Annotated in this window: 15 protein-coding genes and 1 pseudogene; 10 read left to right on the forward strand and 6 right to left on the reverse strand. The window is 69.3% G+C overall.

The window, feature by feature from the left end:
• Positions 1-88, reverse strand: a pseudogene (locus AB0J66_RS42800) (TetR/AcrR family transcriptional regulator); the annotation flags it as partial.
• A 25-nt stretch (positions 89-113) separates the two neighbouring features.
• Here AB0J66_RS42800 and AB0J66_RS42805 point away from each other — a divergent pair.
• The 6 genes from AB0J66_RS42805 (at position 114) to AB0J66_RS42830 (ending at position 7,934) form a co-directional block, all read left to right on the forward strand.
• Positions 114-1,421: an extracellular solute-binding protein gene (locus AB0J66_RS42805; protein WP_364673299.1), complete on the forward strand. Its 1,308-nt coding sequence runs from the start codon at positions 114-116 to the stop codon at positions 1,419-1,421.
• A 63-nt stretch (positions 1,422-1,484) separates the two neighbouring features.
• Positions 1,485-2,390: a sugar ABC transporter permease gene (locus AB0J66_RS42810; RefSeq protein WP_364673301.1), complete on the forward strand. Its 906-nt coding sequence runs from the start codon at positions 1,485-1,487 to the stop codon at positions 2,388-2,390.
• Position 2,391: 1 nt separating this feature from the next.
• Positions 2,392-3,279 (forward strand): carbohydrate ABC transporter permease, encoded by an 888-nt coding sequence (locus AB0J66_RS42815; protein ID WP_364673302.1) that lies wholly within the window; start codon positions 2,392-2,394, stop codon positions 3,277-3,279.
• A 10-nt stretch (positions 3,280-3,289) separates the two neighbouring features.
• Positions 3,290-5,521: an alpha-xylosidase gene (gene yicI / locus AB0J66_RS42820; RefSeq protein WP_364673304.1), complete on the forward strand. Its 2,232-nt coding sequence runs from the start codon at positions 3,290-3,292 to the stop codon at positions 5,519-5,521.
• 75 nt (positions 5,522-5,596) lie between these two features.
• Positions 5,597-6,613 carry a PfkB family carbohydrate kinase gene (locus AB0J66_RS42825; RefSeq protein ID WP_364673306.1) on the forward strand — a complete coding sequence of 339 codons (1,017 nt, stop codon included), beginning with the start codon at positions 5,597-5,599 and terminating at the stop codon, positions 6,611-6,613.
• Positions 6,597-7,934, forward strand: a complete 1,338-nt coding sequence (locus tag AB0J66_RS42830; RefSeq protein WP_364673307.1) for a 6-phospho-beta-glucosidase — start codon at positions 6,597-6,599, stop codon at positions 7,932-7,934. The genes AB0J66_RS42825 and AB0J66_RS42830 overlap by 17 nt, the downstream gene beginning before the upstream one ends.
• Here the strand turns inward: AB0J66_RS42830 and AB0J66_RS42835 are convergent.
• The 4 genes from AB0J66_RS42835 to AB0J66_RS42850 all read right to left on the reverse strand — a co-directional run bounded on the left by AB0J66_RS42835 (position 7,931) and on the right by AB0J66_RS42850 (position 12,967).
• Positions 7,931-10,345: a hypothetical protein gene (locus AB0J66_RS42835; RefSeq protein ID WP_364673308.1), complete on the reverse strand. Its 2,415-nt coding sequence runs from the start codon at positions 10,343-10,345 to the stop codon at positions 7,931-7,933. The two genes, AB0J66_RS42830 and AB0J66_RS42835, sit on opposite strands and share 4 nt — an antisense overlap.
• A gap of 2 nt (positions 10,346-10,347) precedes the next feature.
• Complete coding sequence (locus AB0J66_RS42840; RefSeq protein ID WP_364673310.1) at positions 10,348-11,331, reverse strand: patatin-like phospholipase family protein; 984 nt, start codon at positions 11,329-11,331, stop codon at positions 10,348-10,350.
• A gap of 36 nt (positions 11,332-11,367) precedes the next feature.
• Positions 11,368-12,171, reverse strand: coding sequence for a hypothetical protein (locus AB0J66_RS42845; RefSeq protein WP_364673312.1), 804 nt, complete (start codon positions 12,169-12,171; stop codon positions 11,368-11,370).
• A 244-nt stretch (positions 12,172-12,415) separates the two neighbouring features.
• A complete protein-coding gene (locus AB0J66_RS42850; RefSeq protein WP_364673313.1) occupies positions 12,416-12,967 on the reverse strand; it encodes an HD domain-containing protein in 552 nt (183 codons plus the stop codon).
• Positions 12,968-12,984: 17 nt separating this feature from the next.
• On the opposite strand from AB0J66_RS42850, the gene AB0J66_RS42855 reads away from it, so the two are divergent.
• Both AB0J66_RS42855 and AB0J66_RS42860 read left to right on the forward strand, forming a co-directional pair.
• Complete coding sequence (locus AB0J66_RS42855) at positions 12,985-13,551, forward strand: GNAT family N-acetyltransferase (RefSeq protein WP_364673315.1); 567 nt, start codon at positions 12,985-12,987, stop codon at positions 13,549-13,551.
• 517 nt (positions 13,552-14,068) lie between these two features.
• Positions 14,069-14,911: an NAD(P)H-binding protein gene (locus tag AB0J66_RS42860; RefSeq protein WP_364673317.1), complete on the forward strand. Its 843-nt coding sequence runs from the start codon at positions 14,069-14,071 to the stop codon at positions 14,909-14,911.
• Here the strand turns inward: AB0J66_RS42860 and AB0J66_RS42865 are convergent.
• The gene (locus AB0J66_RS42865; protein WP_364673318.1) at positions 14,886-15,350 is read right to left on the reverse strand and encodes a CGNR zinc finger domain-containing protein; all 465 of its coding nucleotides are present in this window, start codon (positions 15,348-15,350) and stop codon (positions 14,886-14,888) included. The two genes, AB0J66_RS42860 and AB0J66_RS42865, sit on opposite strands and share 26 nt — an antisense overlap.
• Positions 15,351-15,446: 96 nt before the next feature.
• Between AB0J66_RS42865 and AB0J66_RS42870 the strand changes: the two genes are divergently transcribed.
• Both AB0J66_RS42870 and AB0J66_RS42875 read left to right on the forward strand, forming a co-directional pair.
• On the forward strand, positions 15,447-16,916 hold the full coding sequence (locus AB0J66_RS42870) for an MFS transporter (RefSeq protein ID WP_364673320.1): 1,470 nt from the start codon (positions 15,447-15,449) through the stop codon (positions 16,914-16,916).
• Positions 16,917-17,012: 96 nt separating this feature from the next.
• Positions 17,013-17,582, forward strand: a complete 570-nt coding sequence (locus AB0J66_RS42875; RefSeq protein WP_364673321.1) for a redoxin domain-containing protein — start codon at positions 17,013-17,015, stop codon at positions 17,580-17,582.
• The last annotated feature ends 11 nt before the right edge of the window (positions 17,583-17,593 follow it).

Below are 17,593 nucleotides of genomic sequence, written 5' to 3' on the forward strand. Positions count from 1 at the left end.
CCGACTCGTCACCGCCCTGGTCGCGCCGGAAGGCCAGCTTGATCAGCGCGTCCGCCGCCTCGACCGAGATCTGCAGCGCGAACCGCAGCCGGACCCCTCCCGGAGGACGATCCATGATTCGATCGCGAGCCGGCCTCTCGGCCGGTGCACTGTTGCTGGCCACTTCGCTCGCTCTCACCGCCTGCGGTGGTGGGGACTCCGCGGACGAGGGCGCCGATGCCAAGACCCTGACCCTGTGGCACTACGAGGGCCCGACCAGCGCCATGGGCATCGCCTGGAACAAGGCGATCGAGGAGTTCAAGTCCTCGCACCCCGGCGTCACGGTGAAGTTCGAGGAGAAGGGCTTCGAGCAGATCCAGCAGAACGCCCAGATGATCCTCAACTCGGACTCCGCCCCGGACATCATGGAGTACAACAAGGGCAACGCCACCGCCGGCCTGCTGTCCAAGCAGGGCCTGCTGACGGACCTCACCGAGCAGGCTTCGAAGCGCGGCTGGGACAAGTCGCTCACCGGCAGCCTGCAGACCACCGCCAAGTACGACGAGCAGGGCATCATGGGCTCGGGCAAGGTCTACGGCATCCCCAACTACGGTGAGTACGTCGAGGTCTTCTACAATAAGGACCTCTTCAAGAAGTACAACCTGCAGGTCCCGACCACGCTCGACGACTTCACCAAGGTGATGGACGCGTTCGTGGCCAAGGGGGTCACCCCGCTGTCGGTCGGCGGCGCGGAGTACCCGGCCCAGCAGATCTTCTACGAGCTCGCGCTCTCCAAGGCCGATCGCGCCTTCATCGACGACTACCAGCTTTACAAGAACAAGGTGGACTTCAACGGCCCGCAGCTCAAGTACGGCGCCGACACGTTCGCCGAGTGGGTCAAGAAGGGCTACATCGCCAAGAACTCGGCCGGCATCAAGGCCGAGGACATGGGCGTCGCGTTCTCGCAGGGCAAGTTCCCGATCATGATCTCGGGCTCGTGGTGGTACGGCCGCTTCGTCAACGAGATCAAGAACTTCCAGTGGGGCACGTTCCTGTTCCCCGGCAACAAGCTGCACCCGGGCTCCTCTGGCAACCTCTGGGTGGTTCCGGAGAAGAGCAAGGCCAAGGCGCTGGCGTACGACTTCATCGACATCACGATGAAGCCGGAGATCCAGGCGCTGCTCGGCAACAACGGTGGTGTGCCGGTCGCGGCCGACCCGTCGGCCATCACCGACCCGAAGAACAAGGAACTGATCGAGAACTTCAACAAGATCTCGTCGGAGGACGGCCTCGCCTTCTACCCCGACTGGCCGGCTCCCGGCTACTACGACGTGCTCGTCGGCGGCGTCCAGGGCCTGATCAACGGCTCCAAGACCTCGCAGCAGTTCCTCGACGAGATCGCCAAGCCGTACAACGAGAACCTGGCCGACCTCGGCAAGTAGCCGCAGCGATGACGGGGGCGGCGCGAGCCGCCCCCCGAAAGCAAGAGAGAAGGGAGCGTCCCCATGGCCGGCACCAGCAAGGTCAGCCGGGGCGGCTACGCGGTCTACCTGATCCCGGGCGTCGTGCTGTCGGTGGCGATCATCGTGGTCCCGCTCGTGATGACCGTCTACACCAGCTTCACCCGGTGGACCGGGGTGGGCAGCCCGACCTGGATCGGATTCGACAACTACACCCGGCTGTTCCAGGACGCGAACTTCTGGGCCTCGTTCGGCCACATCATCCTGCTGATCATCGCGATGGCGGTGATCCCGACCTTCGCCGGGCTGGTGCTGGCGGCGCTGCTGTTCGACTACATCGCGAAGAACTTCAGCAACCGCTGGGCCAGCTTCTTCCGGTCGGGTTTCTATCTGCCGCAGGTGCTGCCGGTCGCGGTGACCGGCATCGTGTGGGGCTGGATCCTGCACCCTTCGTACGGCGCCCTGAACAAGATCCTGGAGTCGATCGGCCTGGGTGGCCTGGCCAAGAACTGGCTGGGCGACCCGAAGTACGCGCTGTACAGCGTGATGGGCGTGATGATCTGGTTCCAGCTCGGCTACCCGATCGTCATGTTCATGTCCGGTCTGCAGCGGATCAACCCCGAGCTGTACGAGGCCGCGGACCTGGACGGCGCGACGTGGTGGCAGCGGTTCCGCAAGATCACCGTCTACATGATCCGGCCCGAGTTCTACGTCGTGCTGGTCACCACCACGATCGCCGCGCTGAAGATCTTCGGCCAGGTCTTCGTGCTGACCCGGGGCGGGCCGAGCAACGCCACGCTCGTGCCCTCGTACTTCGCCTACAAGAACTTCTTCGAGAAGGCCCAGGTCGGGTACGGATCGGCGATCTCGACCGTGCTGACCGTGCTCATCATCGTGCTGGCGATCGTCTTCCTGCGCCTGCAGAACCGCGCCGAGCGCAACGGAGGCTGAGATGACCACCACGGCAACTCCGCCGATCATGACGGATCACGACGAGCCCCCGCAGAAGGCCGCCAAGCGCCGCAATCCCGTACGCTTCGGGATTTTGACCGGGCTGTTGATCCTGCTGCTGCTCGTGGTGGCGCCGCTGCTCGTGGTCGCGGTCAACGCGGTCAAGAGCCCGGCCGACTACGCCGGCGGCGGCCCGCTGTCGCTGCCCACGCACCTCTACTGGGACGGCATCGTCGACTTCTGGAACCGGGTCGACTTCGGCACCAAGCTCTGGAACAGCTTCATCACCAGCCTCGCGGTGGCGGTGCTGGGTGTGTTGCTGTCGATCCTCAACGCGTACGCGCTGGGCATCGGCCGGGTCAAGGGCCGGATCTGGTTCCTGGTGTTCTTCCTGGTGGCGAACCTGCTGCCGCAGGAGGTGCTGGTCTACCCGCTCTACTTCCTGTCCAAAGAGGCCGGGATCTACGACAACCTGATCTCGATCGTCATCATCTTCACCGTCATCCAGGCCGCCTTCGGCACGTACCTGCTGACCTCGGTCTACACCGAGTTCCCGGTCGAGCTGCTGGACGCGGCGGCGGTCGACGGCGCCGGCAAGTGGCGGACGCTGTGGCGCGTCGTCGTGCCGGTCAGCATGCCCACGCTCGGCGTGCTGTTCACCTTCTTCTTCATCTGGACCTGGAACGAGTTCTTCCTGCCGCTGGTCTTCCTGATCTCGAACGACAAGCAGACCGTGCCGGTGGCCCTGGGCGTGCTCCAGGGCGACCGGCTGATGGACGCGACCACGACCAGCGCCTCGGCGCTGATCGGCATCCTGCCGGCCATGCTCTTCTTCCTGATCTTCCAGCGCACGCTCACCCGCGGGATCACCGCCGGCGCGATCAAGTAAAGGGACATCTATGAAGTTCACCGACGGGTACTGGCTCAAGCGCAAGGGCTTCAGCGTCCTGCATCCCTCCCAGCTGCGCGACACCGACGCCGGCGAGGACAGCCTGACCGCGTACGCCACGACCAAGCCGGTACGCGCCCGCGCGGACACCCTGGACACGCCCCTGATCACCATCCGGCTGGAGGCCCCGGCGCCCGACGTCATCCGGGTGACCCTGGGTCACTTCCTCGGCGGCGCCCCCAAAGGCCCAAATTTCGCTATGAATGCCGAGGATCACCCGGTGACGGTCGACGCCCGCTCGATCACCTCGGGGGCGCTGACCGCTCGCTTCCGCGAAGAGGACGACGGCTGGGGTCTCGACTTCCTCGCCGAGGGCCGGCGGATCACCGGCACCGGCTGGCGCGGCATGGGCATCGTCGACTCCGCCGACGGCGAGAGCTTCGTGCACGAGCAGCTCGACCTCGGCGTCGGCGAGGCGGTCTACGGCCTCGGCGAGCGCTTCGGCCCGTTCGTCAAGAACGGCCAGAGCATCGACATCTGGAACGAGGACGGCGGCACCAGCAGCGAACTGGCCTACAAGAACGTGCCTTTCTACTTCACCAACCGGGGGTACGGCGTTCTGGTCGACCACCCCGGCAAGGTGTCGTTCGAGGTGGCCAGCGAGATGGTGTCCCGCACGCAGTTCAGCGTGGCCGGGCAGACGCTGTCCTACCTGATCGTCTACGGTCCGACGCCGGCCGACGTGCTGCGCAAGTACACCGCCCTGACCGGGCGGGCCGCGCTGCCGCCGGCCTGGTCGTTCGGGCTGTGGCTGACGACCAGCTTCACCACGCCGTACGACGAGGAAACGGTCACCAAGTTCGTCGACGGGATGGCCGAACGCGACCTGCCGCTGAGCGTGTTCCACTTCGACACGTTCTGGATGCGCGAGTTCCACTGGTGCGACTTCGAATGGGACCCGGCGATCTTCCCGGACCCGCCGGGCATGCTGAAGCGGCTGCACGACCGCGGCCTGCGGACCTGCCTGTGGATCAACCCGTACATCGCCCAGCGCTCGGCCATGTTCGCCGAGGGCCTGGCCAACGGCTATCTGGTGAAGAAGGCGAACGGAGACGTCTGGCAGTGGGACCGCTGGCAGGCCGGGATGGCGCTGGTCGACTTCACCAACCCCGAGGCCCGGGAGTGGTACGCCGGCAAGCTGGCGGCCCTGGCCGAGATGGGCGTGGACGCCTTCAAGTCGGACTTCGGCGAGCGTATCCCGACCGACGTCGTCTGGCACGACGGCTCCGACCCGGAACGGATGCACAACTACTACACCCAGCTCTACAACCAGGTCGTCTTCGACGTGCTCAAGGAGCATCGCGGCGAGGGCGAGGCGGTGCTGTTCGCCCGCTCGGCCACCGTCGGCGGCCAGCAGTTCCCGGTGCACTGGGGTGGCGACAACTCGGCCACCTACGAGTCGATGGCCGAGAGCCTGCGCGGCGGGCTGTCGCTGATGAGCTCGGGCTTCGGGTTCTGGAGCCACGACATCGGCGGGTTCGAGGGCAAGCCCGACCCGGCGGTGTTCAAGCGGTGGATCGCGTTCGGGCTGCTCTCGTCGCACAGCCGGCTGCACGGCAACCACTCCTACCGGGTGCCGTGGCTGTTCGACGACGAATCGGTCGAGGTGCTGCGCTCCTTCACGCATTTGAAGTACAGCCTCATGCCGTACCTCTGGGAAGCCGCACGCGAGGCACACGAGCAAGGCCTCCCGGTCATGCGGCCGATGGCCGTGGGTTTCCCCGAGGACCCGGCGGTGACCCACCTCGACCGGCAGTACCTGCTCGGCGGCGACCTGCTGGTGGCGCCGGTGTTCAGCGAGGGCGGCGAGGTCAGCTACTACGTGCCGGCCGGGAGGTGGACCCGCTGGCAGACCGGCGAGATCGTCGAGGGGCCGGGCTGGAAACACGAGGTGCACGGCTTCGACAGTGTGCCGCTGCTCGTGCGGCCGGGCGCGGTGATCCCGGTCGGCGCCGTCGTCGACCGGCCCGACTACGACTACGCGGACGGGGTGACGCTGCGCCTCTACACGCCGGTCGAGGGCCGCACAACGATCCGCGTGGGCGACTCGGTCTTCACGGTGATCGTTGACGGTGAGGCGATCCGGGTCGAGCGCGAGGGCGCCGCGTGGCCCTGGCGGGTGGAGGTCGCGGGCGGCCCCTCGGCCGATCTCGCCGCGACGGACCCGGCCTGGACGGCCTGACGTTTCGGGCAGTGGGAAAGGTGAGCGGGGCCGCATCCTGGCCCCGCCACCTGCGGCGCGACATAGGATCTCGAGATGACCCCGGCACTGGATCTGTTCGTCCCAGGCGTCGTCTATCTCGACATCATCTTCACCGGTCTCGAGGGGCTGCCCGAGCCCGGCACCGAGGTGTGGGCCTCCGGGATGGGCTCCTGCCCCGGCGGCGTGGCCAATCTGGCCGTGGCGGCCGCCCGGCTCGGCCTGCGCACCGGGCTGGGCACGGCCCTCAACAACGACGCGTACGGCGACTTCTGCGCGAGCATCCTCTGCTCGCAGGAGAACGTCGACCTCTCGGCGTCGCGCCGCGTCGACGGGCACTCACCGGTCACCGTCTCGCTGGCGTACGACCGGGACCGCAGCATGATCACGCACGGGCATCCGTTGCCGGTGAACGCGGACGGCCTGGTGGCCGAGCTGCCGGCGGCCCGCGCGGCCTCGGTCAGCCTCACCAAGGACCGGTTGCCCTGGGTGCGCCGGGCCGCCTCCTCCGGCACCCTCGTCTTCGCCGATGTGGGCTGGGACGCGAGCGCTTCGTGGCCGGCGTCGGTTCTCGACATGCTCGAGGACTGCCACGCCTTCGTGCCGAACGCGGTCGAGGCCATGCAGTACACCCGGGCCGCCACCCCCGACGAGGCGCTGCGCCGGCTGGCCGGGCTCGCCCCGGTCGTGGTCGTCACCTGCGGCGGCGACGGGGCCATCGCGCACGACGCCCGCACCGGCGAGACCGTGCACGTGCCGGCCGTCCCGGTGCCGGCGCTCGACCCGACCGGCGCGGGCGACGTCTTCACGGCCGGGCTCGTCCTCGGCACGCTGCGTGAATGGCCGCTGCGTCAGACGCTGGCCTTCGCCAATCTGATCGCGGCGCTTTCCGTGCAGCATTTCGGCGGGTCGCTGTCGGCGCCCGGCTGGGGCGACATCGCGGACTGGTGGCGCTCCTCGACCGGCGACAGCTCGTACGGCTTCCTGGACGAAGTGATTCCGTCCGGGGAACAAAGGTCCGTACGGCGGGCCGGGGCCACCATCGCGAGATTGTCGGATGCGCATGTCCACTGAGAAGAAACGTCTCGTCATTCTGGGCGGGGGAGGGTTCCGGGTTCCGCTCGTCTACGGCGCTCTGCTGAATCCGTCGTCGCCGATCGGATCCGTGGTGCTGCACGACGTCGATGCGGGCCGGCTGGCGGCCATTGCGCACGTATTGCATGCCCAGGCCGCGACATCGCCGACCGCGCCTTCCATCGAGACGACGACGGATCTGACCGAGGCGCTCACCGGGGCCGATTTCGTGTTCAGCGCCATTCGCGTGCACGGGCTCGAGGGGCGGGTCATCGACGAGCGGGTGGCGCTCGGCGAAGGAATGCTCGGGCAGGAGACGGTCGGCGCGGGCGGGGTGTCGTACGGGCTGCGGACCGTCCCGGTGGCCGACGCCATCGCCCGGCGCATCAAGCTCGTCGCGCCGGCCGCCTGGGTGATCAACTTTACGAACCCGGCCGGGCTGGTCACCGAGGCGATGGCGGCCCACCTGGGCGACCGCGTGATCGGGATCTGCGACTCGCCGTCGGCGCTGGCCCGCCGGGTCGTACGGGCCCTGGGGGTCCCGGCCGGCGCGGCCTCGGTCGACTACGCGGGGCTGAACCATCTGGGGTGGCTCACGGGCGTACGGCACGACGGGGTTGACCTGCTCCCGCAGTTGTTGTCGTCGCCGGGGAAGGTGGAGTCGTTCGAAGAGGGGCGGCTTTTCGGGGCGGCGCGCCTCCGCGAGCTGGGCGCGGTCCCGAACGAGTACCTGCACTACTACTACGACCACGCCGCCCTGGTGAAAGCGGAACTGGCGGCCCCGGAGACGCGCGGCGAATTCCTGCTCAAGCAGCAGCGCGAATGCTACGCGGTGCTGGCCTCGCATTCGTCGTCACCGCTGGAAGCGTGGAATGCGGCCCGGCGGCATCGCGACGCGACCTACATGGCGATGGAAGGCCTCGGCGAACGCGACGACGCCGAAGGCGGGGGTTATGAGGACGTGGCGCTGGCGCTGATGCTCGCCATCGCCCGGGACACGCCGACGTCGCTCATCCTCAACGTCCGCAACCAAGGCGCATTGCCGTTGCTCGATGACCATGCGGTGGTGGAAGTGCCCTGCGCGGTCGACGGCTCAGGCGCGCGCCCGCTGGGCGGGGCATCGGTGCCCACCCACGGAGCCGAACTGGTGAAACGGCTGAAAGCCACCGAACGCGCGGTCCTCGAGGCCGCGGCCTCCGGCTCCCGCGCGGTCGCGGTCCGGGCCATGGCCTCCCACCCGCTGATCGACTCGGTGCCGGTGGCCCGCAAGCTCATCACCGGCTACCAGGCCAACTTCCCGGAGCTGGCCTACCTACGCTAAGGCGCGGGTGGGCGGGAGCCGAGGCTGCGCTGCAGCTCGATGTGGCGGAACTGGTAGACGGCGCCGACCTGGCGGAGAACCCCGAGCCGGTGCGCATCGTCGAGGAAGCGCATCAGCCGCCACGGGAGGCGGCCGAAGATCGCCAACCAGAAGCGTGCCGTCAGGAAGGCGCCGTAGGAGGTCTGTACGCAGGCGGCGACCAGGCCGACGGTGAGGCCGGCGGCGAAGCCGACGCTGGGGCGCACGCCGAATGCGGCGCCCAGCCCGAACGCCAGCCCGCCCAGCGTGCCGATCATCAAGAAGGTGCCCCGGTCCCGCCGCAGCACCGGGATCGGTCCGGCTATTCGGGTCGGGTCCACCGTGGTGCCTTCGAGCCCAGCCGCCAGCCCGCCGAGCACGCCCACCACCAGGCCGGCGATGACGCCGACCTGTGGGCCCGATCGCAACCACACCTGGGCGCCGATGGCAAGGGCGACGGTAAGCCCGACCAGCAGGCCGATCTTGGAGTAGTGCAGGGCCTGTACCTCCCGGGCCGGGCGGCGCAGGCCGGTCAGCGCCACCGTCGCGCCGGCCGCCAGCCAGGCCGCCACCCCGTCCACGATTCCGGCCACCGCGCCGGTGCCGACGCCGGCCGTGAGGCCGACGGCGATGCCACCGGCGAAACCGGCCGCGAAGCCCCGCCGCGGGCCGCCGATGGCGCCGGCGCCGATGCCCGCACCGAGACCGCCCATGATCCCCGCGGCTCGTGGTGTGCCGCGCATCGCGTTCGCGACCAGGCCACCGATCAGTCCGCCGAGGAAGCCGCCCACAAAGCCGCCGGCCATGCCGCCGACAATGCCGTCCCGGTGGGTCCGAGTCAGGGCGAGCAGTGTGTCCGGGCGGCGGGTCAGGCGCCCGGCCTGCCTGCGGACCGGCAGGAAGACCACGATCAGGGCGACGATGATGCCGACGCCGAGCCCCATGCCGAGGCGCCCGCCGAGATAGGCGACCAGGCCGACGGCGACGGCCGGGGGCAATCCGACGGAGAGTCCCACCGCTACCGGTCCGATCCAGTCACGCAGTTCCCACCAAGCCAGATCGACCACCCGGCGGGTCCGGCCGGGGTCGTCCCACGTGTGCCGGTGCTCCATCCACCGCGCTAGTCCGGAGAGCCAGCGGCCGGCCTGATCAGCGGTGCACGACGGAGGCCGTTGTTGTCCCGGATACCGGCGGTAGGCCGCCGGCAGGAACCCGGCGAACAGATGCCAGTCGACAGACGCGCGGTCCGGAAAGCGCGCGGCGTCGGTGAGCTCGTCCGGGTCGGGCAGGCCGGCGAGCGGCTCACCGGGACGCGGGTTGTAGATGGTCCGGCCAAGGCTGATCTGCAGCGGCGTGCGGAACACCTCGAGCAGTACGGACGAGGTGGCGGCCGCCTCGAACACCTTGGCCCAACGGTCGTCGGTGCCCGCGTCCTCGGACAGATAGGCGTGGGCGTCGGCGAGCCCGACCGCCTGGATCTCCACCGCCGCGGCTCCGAGCAGCCGCTCGTGCTTGCTGCCGGCCGGCTTGACCACCGCCCGGTAGTCGTCGGTGCGGCAGGAAAGCACCAGCCCCGGGCTGTGTTTCAGTTCGGTGTTCAGCTGATCGCGGGCCGCGGCGCGCAGTTCTGCCGGCAACTCGTCGAGGCCGTCCAGGACGGGCAGCACCATGTCCCTGGCGAGGATCTCGTGGGCCCAGGTGGCCGTCTTCCCGGCCGGCTCACGCAGCATCGGATGATCGTTCGCGAGCCGGGCCTCGAGCCATTCGTACAGTCCGGCCTCGTTGGGATCCCACGAGGCCAGGGAGTACATCACCGGAACCGGTGCGGTCCCCGGCGCGGACTTCCGGAGCTCCAACAAGCTCAACACCAACCGGACCAGGGCCACGGTCTTGCCGGAGCCGATCGGGCCCAGCACCACGAGGCGCCGGGTAGGGATCCGGTCGAGGACCCCGGCCAAGTCGGTGTCACGGCCGGCGATCTCCTCGGCGAACGACGCCCACCGGATCCGCGCCTCCACGGGAGTGCCGGGCCACCAGACGAGCGCTTTGTCCCGCAGGTGAGCCATCGGAAGAGTCAAGTCGTCGTCGGCGGGAAGCCAGGAGACCGGCAGCGGGTCCGGATCGTTGAGCCGCCTGACCGCGAATTCCTCCGTCCACTGAGCGGTGACCGACTGAGCCAGGTTCGCTACCACCGCCTCGAGGGTCGGCGGCGGTGGCGGTGCGGGCGGCTCCCGAGCGGCCAGGAGGATGGCGGTGGCCAGGGCCGCGCCGGCGATGCCCCATTCGCGCAGGCCCCAGTCGTCAGGCAGGCCGCCGGTGGCCAGATTGATCAACGAGGGGACGACGATCAGTCCGGCGATCGAGCCCAGCCGGAACCTACGGGGCGCGGCCACCGTCAATCCTCGACCGGAGCGCCGCCGGTAACCGAGAAGTACGCACCGCGCAGAGGCCGGCCGAAGGCGTCGAAAATGTACCGATAGCCGACCCGGGCGCCGTCCAACAGGGTGGCACGGTCCATGGTGAGGCGGCGTACCCGGTGTGACCCGGCCCGCGGGCGTAGCCGCAGCACAGATGTGCCACGTAGGTTCACGGTCTCCTCGGTCTTGAGCACGAGCTTGTCCGACGCCCAGAGTGCACGGGCGTCAGCGGTCGCGTCGCCCAGACCGGGCGTCCAGCGGTTGAGGGTTCGATGCAGCACGTACGTGGTCGCCCAGTTCGCATCCGTCGGGGTGCCCTCCGGCGCGGTGTTGACCATCAGGACGTGGGTGCTGCCGTCGGCGAGCGCCGGGTAGAGCGGATCGGGCCAGAGCAGCCCGCCGTCGAGGTAGCGGCGGCCGTTCAGCAGGTAGGGCCGGCCGGCCAGGATGGGCAGCCAGGAGCCGGCCATCAGGTAACGGTGGATGTCGTCGGCCACCTCCCTTGCCCGTACGGTCTCGGGCTTCATGGTCTCGGTGTTGGACAGCACGAGCCGGACGTCGAGCGAGGACCCGGCCAGCGCCCGGGTGTCCAGGGGCACCTCGTGCCGCATCACCCGCTCGAAGACGTACGGCATGTTGAGCCGCGGCCGGTGCAGCAGGTAAGCGGGATTGACGAAGCCGCGAGGCAGGTGGTCGTAGTAGACCGACAACGCGTCCCAGCCGGAACCGGCCGCGAGGTAGGCGAGATTGATGGAGCCGGACGAGGTGCCGTACAACCGGTCGAAGACCTTGATGATGCCGAGATCGCGCAGAGCGATGAGCATCGCGCCGGAAACCACCCCGCGCATCCCACCGCCCTCGAGCGCCAGGGAGAGGACGAAGTCGTCGGGCTCACCGGCCAGTCGACTTCGGATCAGCTCCCACACATCCGGCCGCTTACTCGCGTCTATCGGTTCGCTCACGATCATCACCTTCGCCTAAGAGTGGGGTTCTCTTTCTCAGACTGGCGGTTTGCTGGTCTTCTCCGAGACCTTTGCGAGATCGTAAGTTTTGCAGGAACCGGGAAGCCGGCCGGTGAGGTGGCCGGAGGCGCCGCGAGGAACGTCCCCGGAGACATCGACCATGCCGTATCCGGCGGGCTGGTCGATCCAATAGTCGCTCTTGAGGTCGAACCACACGTCGGAGTAGGTGCCGCGCATCGCATAGCGTCCGCTCGGCACACCGGAGTTTGATTGGACCGCGTAGAAGTTGAACGTGCCGAGCAAGGTGCCGTCTCCGGTCGGATACAGCACGAGCCGCAGCCCGGTGAGCCCCTGCGCGCAGCGGTACGTGCCCTGCCATGTGCCGGAGAGGACCTCAGCCGCTTCAGTCAAGTCTTCGACGGCCTGCGGGACGGCGACCGCCGGGGTCGAGCCTGTCTTGTCAGTTCCGAGGATCTCGATAGTCGCGGTCGATGGCGGTTGTACCCGTACGGTCGTCCGCTCCCCGTCGCCGGTGACTTCCACTTTGCCCTCGACGCCGGAGACCGAGATCGCTTTGGCGTCGTCCACCGAGTAGGAGACAGCCACTCGCCGCTGCGAGCTGTCCTGATAGTCGATCGTGACGGTAGGGCGATCGGAGTCGGCGTCGCCGCCGATCATCTGATGAACGAACTCGCTTCCGGCGGTGACCACGACCTCGCCCGCGATCTTCATGACGACCCGGACCGCCTGCCGGCCGAGCAGGGCACATCCTGACAAGACCAAGGTCATGGCGAGCAGCCCGCTGAGAATGCGGCTGTCCCGGAGCAGACGTCGCGTCATCGGCCTCTCCAAGCTGGGCGAGTGCGTCGTCCGAACAGGCGGATGGCAACGCGGCTTCAATGTTCATCAGCCCCCGCCAACATCACCATCAGCTATTTGTCGTGTTCGTCCCGCTGCCGTGCCCTGCCGCTCGCACCGATCGGATAGTCCGTTCTGGGCGAGCGGGACGTCCTGTCGACGACGCGACCCTGTAGCGCCCTGCCCGGCTGGAGGCGGCGGCGTTTCACCGCTGATTGCCATTCCTTCAGGCTGCGACCGGATACGTGTTCTGGAAGGCGAGGCGGGCGTCGGCGCCGGCGGCGATCCGGTCCAGGTGGTCGTCCAGCCCCATGAAGGCCTGCCAGGGCTCCTGAGCGTGGGCGGCGGCCAGGCGGTCGACGATCAGCTGCTCCAGGTCGGGGACGCGCTTGGCCTTCCAGATCTTGTCGGCCAGGCTGACGACGAGGTCCTCGAACTCGATGCCCGGGCGGTGCCAATCGCCGTGCGTACCGGCGAAGCGGGCCTTTCGCTCCTCGACGCCGCGGGCCAGCAGGAGCCGGTGGCCGGCCGCCTCGTGGCGGGTGCCGGGGGCGGAGAGCTCCTCGGGATGGACGACCTTGCCGATGTCGTGGGTGGCGGCGCCGAACAGGATGAGGTCGCGGTCGCCCCCCAGCCAATCGGTGAGCTCGACGGCGACGTCGTGCACAGCCCGCAGGTGAGCGGCCAGCCGCGGCGGCGCATCGAGCTCCACGAGCAGAGCAGCGGCCTCGTAAGGGAGCGGGCGGAACGGCGGGTCGGTCAGCGCGCGATGCAACACCTCACAGAGAATGAGGCATGCTCGCAACCCCGCCGGCCATCATGGACGGATCGATCGGCTCGACACCGCAACCCGTGCTCCCGACCGACGGCGATCTGGTCCTGCGGCCCTGGCAGCCGTCCGACGCGGCGGTCTTCTTCGGCGCCTACCAGGACCCGGCCATCCGGCGCTGGCACACCAACCGCCCCGCGTCGACGGACGACGTCCTGGCGTGGTTCGCCCGATACGAGCAGGACTGGCGGCAGGAGCAGGGCGCCCACTGGGCCGTCACCCGCGACGGCGGCGAGGTCCTGGGCCGCATCGCCACCCGCCACTGGAACTTCGCCGACGGCGACGGCGGCTGCGCCTACTGGGTCCTGCCCCACGCCCGCGGCGCCGGAGTGGCCCCCCGAGCGGTGGCGGCGCTGACGGCGTGGGCCTTCGGCGCCGGCTTCCACCGCCTCGAGCTGGACCACTCGACCCTGAACAACGCCTCCTGCCGCGTAGCCGAGAAGTCCGGCTACCTCCTCGAGGGAACCAAACGCAGCTCAGCCATCCACGAGGACGGCCGCCACGACATGCACCTGCACGCCCGCATCCGCTGAACCCGCCGCCCGTCGGACGTGCTCGTAGAGCCTGCTGGGTCCGTCGCAGCCACCTGATCCCGTGGTCCGGGAGCAGGCGCCTTCGAGCAGCTCACCGCTGTGGTCGATGCCTGGGACGCCGCCGGGGGTGCCCGGGACGAGCGGTTGGTGGCCCGCGGCAGCGTCGGCCTCGACCTCGACCCTGGAAGCACTGCTGCACAAGCCTGGCGCTCCGGCCGGCTCCGCCGTGCTCGAGTATGCCCGTGCCGCTGGCGTGTTCACCCCGGTCCAGGATGCCTGATGGGAAGCCGCTCCCAACGCCTACGGCGAGGGTGGACCCGGCAGTCACGCCGGATCAGCGGGCGTGGAGGGCCTCGACCGGGTCGGCGGGGCCGCCGGTGGTCAGGACGTCGGCGGCTACCTGGACCAGCTGGGCTCGGGTGTGGCCGGTCACGTTAACGATGTTATCGGGGTCTTGTTAGCGGCGTAAAAACGCTGCTAACGTCGGGACAGTAACAGCGTTAACGGAGGTATGGCGATGATCGTGGTTACTGGTGCGACGGGTGCGCTGAATGGGGCTACCGTCGAGCACTTGCTGAAGCTGGTTCCGGCCGAGCGGATCGGGGTCAGCGTCCGGGATGTGGCCAAGGCCCAGCACTTCGCCGATCGGGGTGTGCGGGTGCGGCGCGGGTCGTACGAGGAGCCGGCGGCGCTGCGCCAATCGTTCGAAGGGGCCGACCAGGTGCTGCTGGTGTCGTCGAGCGATCCGCACGCCGACGCGGTGAGTCTGCACCGGGCCGGGATCGAGGCGGCCGTCGCGGCCGGCGCCCGGCGGATTCTCTACACGAGCCACCAGGGGGCGGGGCTCGACAGCCCGTTCCATCCGGCGCGGGATCATGCGGCGACCGAGGCGCTGCTCGCCGAGTCGGGGGTGGCCTGGACGTCGCTGCGGAACGGGTTCTACATGCACAGTCTCGAGTGGATGCTCGGGCCGTGGTCGGAGAGCGACACGATCGCAGTGCCGGCCGACGGGCCCATGTCGTGGACCGACCGGGCCGACGCGGCGGAGGCGGCCGCGGTCATCCTGGCCGGGGAGCGGGCCTTCGACGGGCCGGTCACGCTCACCGGAACCAGCGCGGTCACCTACGACGACGTGGCCGCGATGCTCGGAGTCGGGCGGGTCGTGCTCGGCGACGAGGAGTGGGTCGCGGCGCAAACCGCGCGGGGTGTTCCCGAGTTCATGGCCCGGTTCATGCTCACCACCTACCAGGCCGCGCGGGAGGGGCGTTTCGCCGGGGTCGACCCGGCGCTCACCGAGCTGCTCGGGCGCGAGCCGCGGACCGTGGCCGACTTCGTCACGACGATGCGTGGCGGCGTCTGAAAGCGGCCGCCCGGGCGCGGTTCTGGCAGGTGAGACAGCAGAAGCGGCGCTTGCCGGCGGGGGAGGCGTCCACGTAGACGTCTTCGCACCGGTCGTCGGCGCAGACACCGATCCGGCCGGGGTGGGCCGCCAGCTGGTGGCGGAGCGCGAGGGCGGCGGCGGCCCGGGCGGCCTGGGCCGGGTCGCCGACCGTCCAGCCCTCGACCAGCGCGTCACCCCGGCCGGTGAGCTCCGGGCGTACCGCCGAAAGCGTCAGCAGCGCGGTGACCTGGCGGGCCCGCGCGGCCGCGTCGGCGGTCGCGAAGATCGCGTGCAGCTCGTCGGCCAGCGGAGTCAGCTCGGGGAAAGCGGGAGCGCGGCCGTCCATGCGGCACGGCAGGGTGCCGCTCTCGTTGACCAGGGCGACCACCTCGGCCGCGGTCATCTCCACGATGCGCACCTGCCCAGCATAACGCCTTGACGGCTTTTATCGCGTTGCGCGGTTTCAGGACAGCTCGTAACGTGATGAAGGACTTCATCGCGTTAGGAGACAGCTATGGCCACCGTACGCACGTGGGCGGGGCTGGCGGTGCTGGCGCTGCCGTGCCTGCTCGTGTCGCTCGATGCCGAGGTGCTCAACCTGGCCGCGCCGCACCTGGCCGCCGACCTGCGCCCGAGCGGGGTCGAGTTGCTCTGGATCATGGACAGTTACGTCTTCGTGGTGGCCGGCGGGCTGATCGCGATGGGCGTGCTCGGCGATCGCATCGGGCGCCGGCGGCTGCTGCTGATCGGCGGGGGCGCGTTCGGGGTGGCGTCGTTGCTGGCGGCGTTCGCGCCGACGCCGGGGCTGCTGATCGCGGCCCGGGTGCTGATGGGGCTGGCCGGGGCGTCGCTCATGCCGTCCACACTGGCGCTGATCAGGGCGATGTTCACCGATCCGCGGCAGCGGGGGATCGCGCTCGGCGTGTGGAGCGCCAGTTTTTCGCTCGGCGGGGTGCTGTCGCCGCTCGTGGGCGGATTTTTGCTGACGCGTTTCTGGTGGGGATCGGTCTTTGTGATCGCGGTTCCGGTCACAGTGTTGCTGCTGATTCTCGGGCCGGTGCTGCTGCCGGAGTCGCGGGACCGCTCGGCCGGCGGTTTCGATTTCCGCGGGGCCGCCCTCTCGATGCTCGCGGTTCTTCTGTTCGTCTTCGGCGTGAAGGAGATCGCGGCGGCCGGATGGCATCTTCTGCCCCTGGCGGCGGTTGCTCTGGCCGGTTTGGCCGCGCTCTTGTTCGTACGCTTCCAGCGGCTCCTCGATCCGCGGATGTTCGCTTCCTCCCGGGTCCGCGTGGCGCTGACCGGCAATGCGCTGTCGTACTTCGTGCTCTACGGAACGCAGCTGGCCATCGCGCAGTACCTGCAGCTGGTGCTCGGGATGGATCCGCTGCGGGCCGGGTTGTGGACCCTGCCGTCGGTGCTGGCCTTCCTGGCGTCGTCGCTGTTGGGACCGATGCTGGCCCGGTGGTTCCCGGCCGGGCGCGTGATCGCGGCCGGGTTGGCGGTGATGAGCGTGGGGTTCGCGGCGATGGCTTTCGCCGGGCTCGGTTTCGTGGTGGCGGGCACGGTGGTCTTCTCGCTCGGGCTGGCGCCGGTCTACATCCTCAGCACCGACATGGTGGTGTCGTCGGTGTCGCCGTCGCGGGCCGGAATGGCGGCGGCCGTCACCGAGACCGGATCGGAGCTGGGTGGGGCGCTCGGGATCGCGATTCTGGGATCGATCGGCGTCGCGGTCTATCGGCGCGGAACGGGCGGGGGTGGCACGTTGGCGGAGGCGGTCGCGGGCGCCGATCCCATGATGCTGGAGCGCGCTCACGACGCGTACACCCAAGGTTTTGCCTTGATGTCCCTGGTCGCCGCCGTGCTGGTGGCGGGCGCGTCGGTGTTGGCCTGGAAAGTGTTGCGGCCCACTTCGGGGCCGACGCCGGAGGATCCGGCCGAACCGTCCGATATGGTCGGGGCCGCCGCGTCATCCGAGCTCCGTTGATGGGCGGCGTGGGCCAATTCATTTGTCGCCGCTCCCCGATGTCGGTAGACTAGTTCTCCTATCTGATTGATAGTATATGAACCGGGGGTAAACGCGATGACTACGGCCGCCCACAAGGCGACACTGCCGGTTTCGCGACGTCTCACCCAGCTGGATCGCGACGACATCTGGGATCGGCTGGTCAAGCCCGGCGCCAAACTGCCGTCCGTGCCGCTGCTCGAGGCCGACCTCGGCCCCATCCACCTCGACCGGCTGCGCCGCACCGGCCCGATCGTGCTGGTCTTCTTCCGGTATGCGGCCGATGACGCCTCCAGCGCCGCCCTCGCCGACTACCAGCGCCGCCTGATGCCGGCCCTGAGCGAGACCGACGCGCACCTGGTCGCGGTGAGCCCGCAGATCCCGGACCGGCTGGTCGACGTCAAGCGCCGCCACGATTTGAGCTACTTCGTCGCCGCCGACCCGCGGCACGCGCTGATCGACGCGTTCAACCTCGGCTTCCGCGAGCCGGGGGCCGAGAAGGTCCTCGGCGCCAAGCGGTCGATCCTGCCGTTCCCGGCCGTGGTCATCGCCGACCGGGCCGGCGTCGTCCGATACGCCGACGTGCGCCCCGACGGCGCCGTCTACCCCGAGCCCACGGAGATCCTGGCGGTGCTCGACGGCATCTGAGGTGAACGCAA

The organism is Actinoplanes sp. NPDC049598 (genome assembly GCF_040675435.1).
Lineage (GTDB): Bacteria > Actinomycetota > Actinomycetes > Mycobacteriales > Micromonosporaceae > Actinoplanes.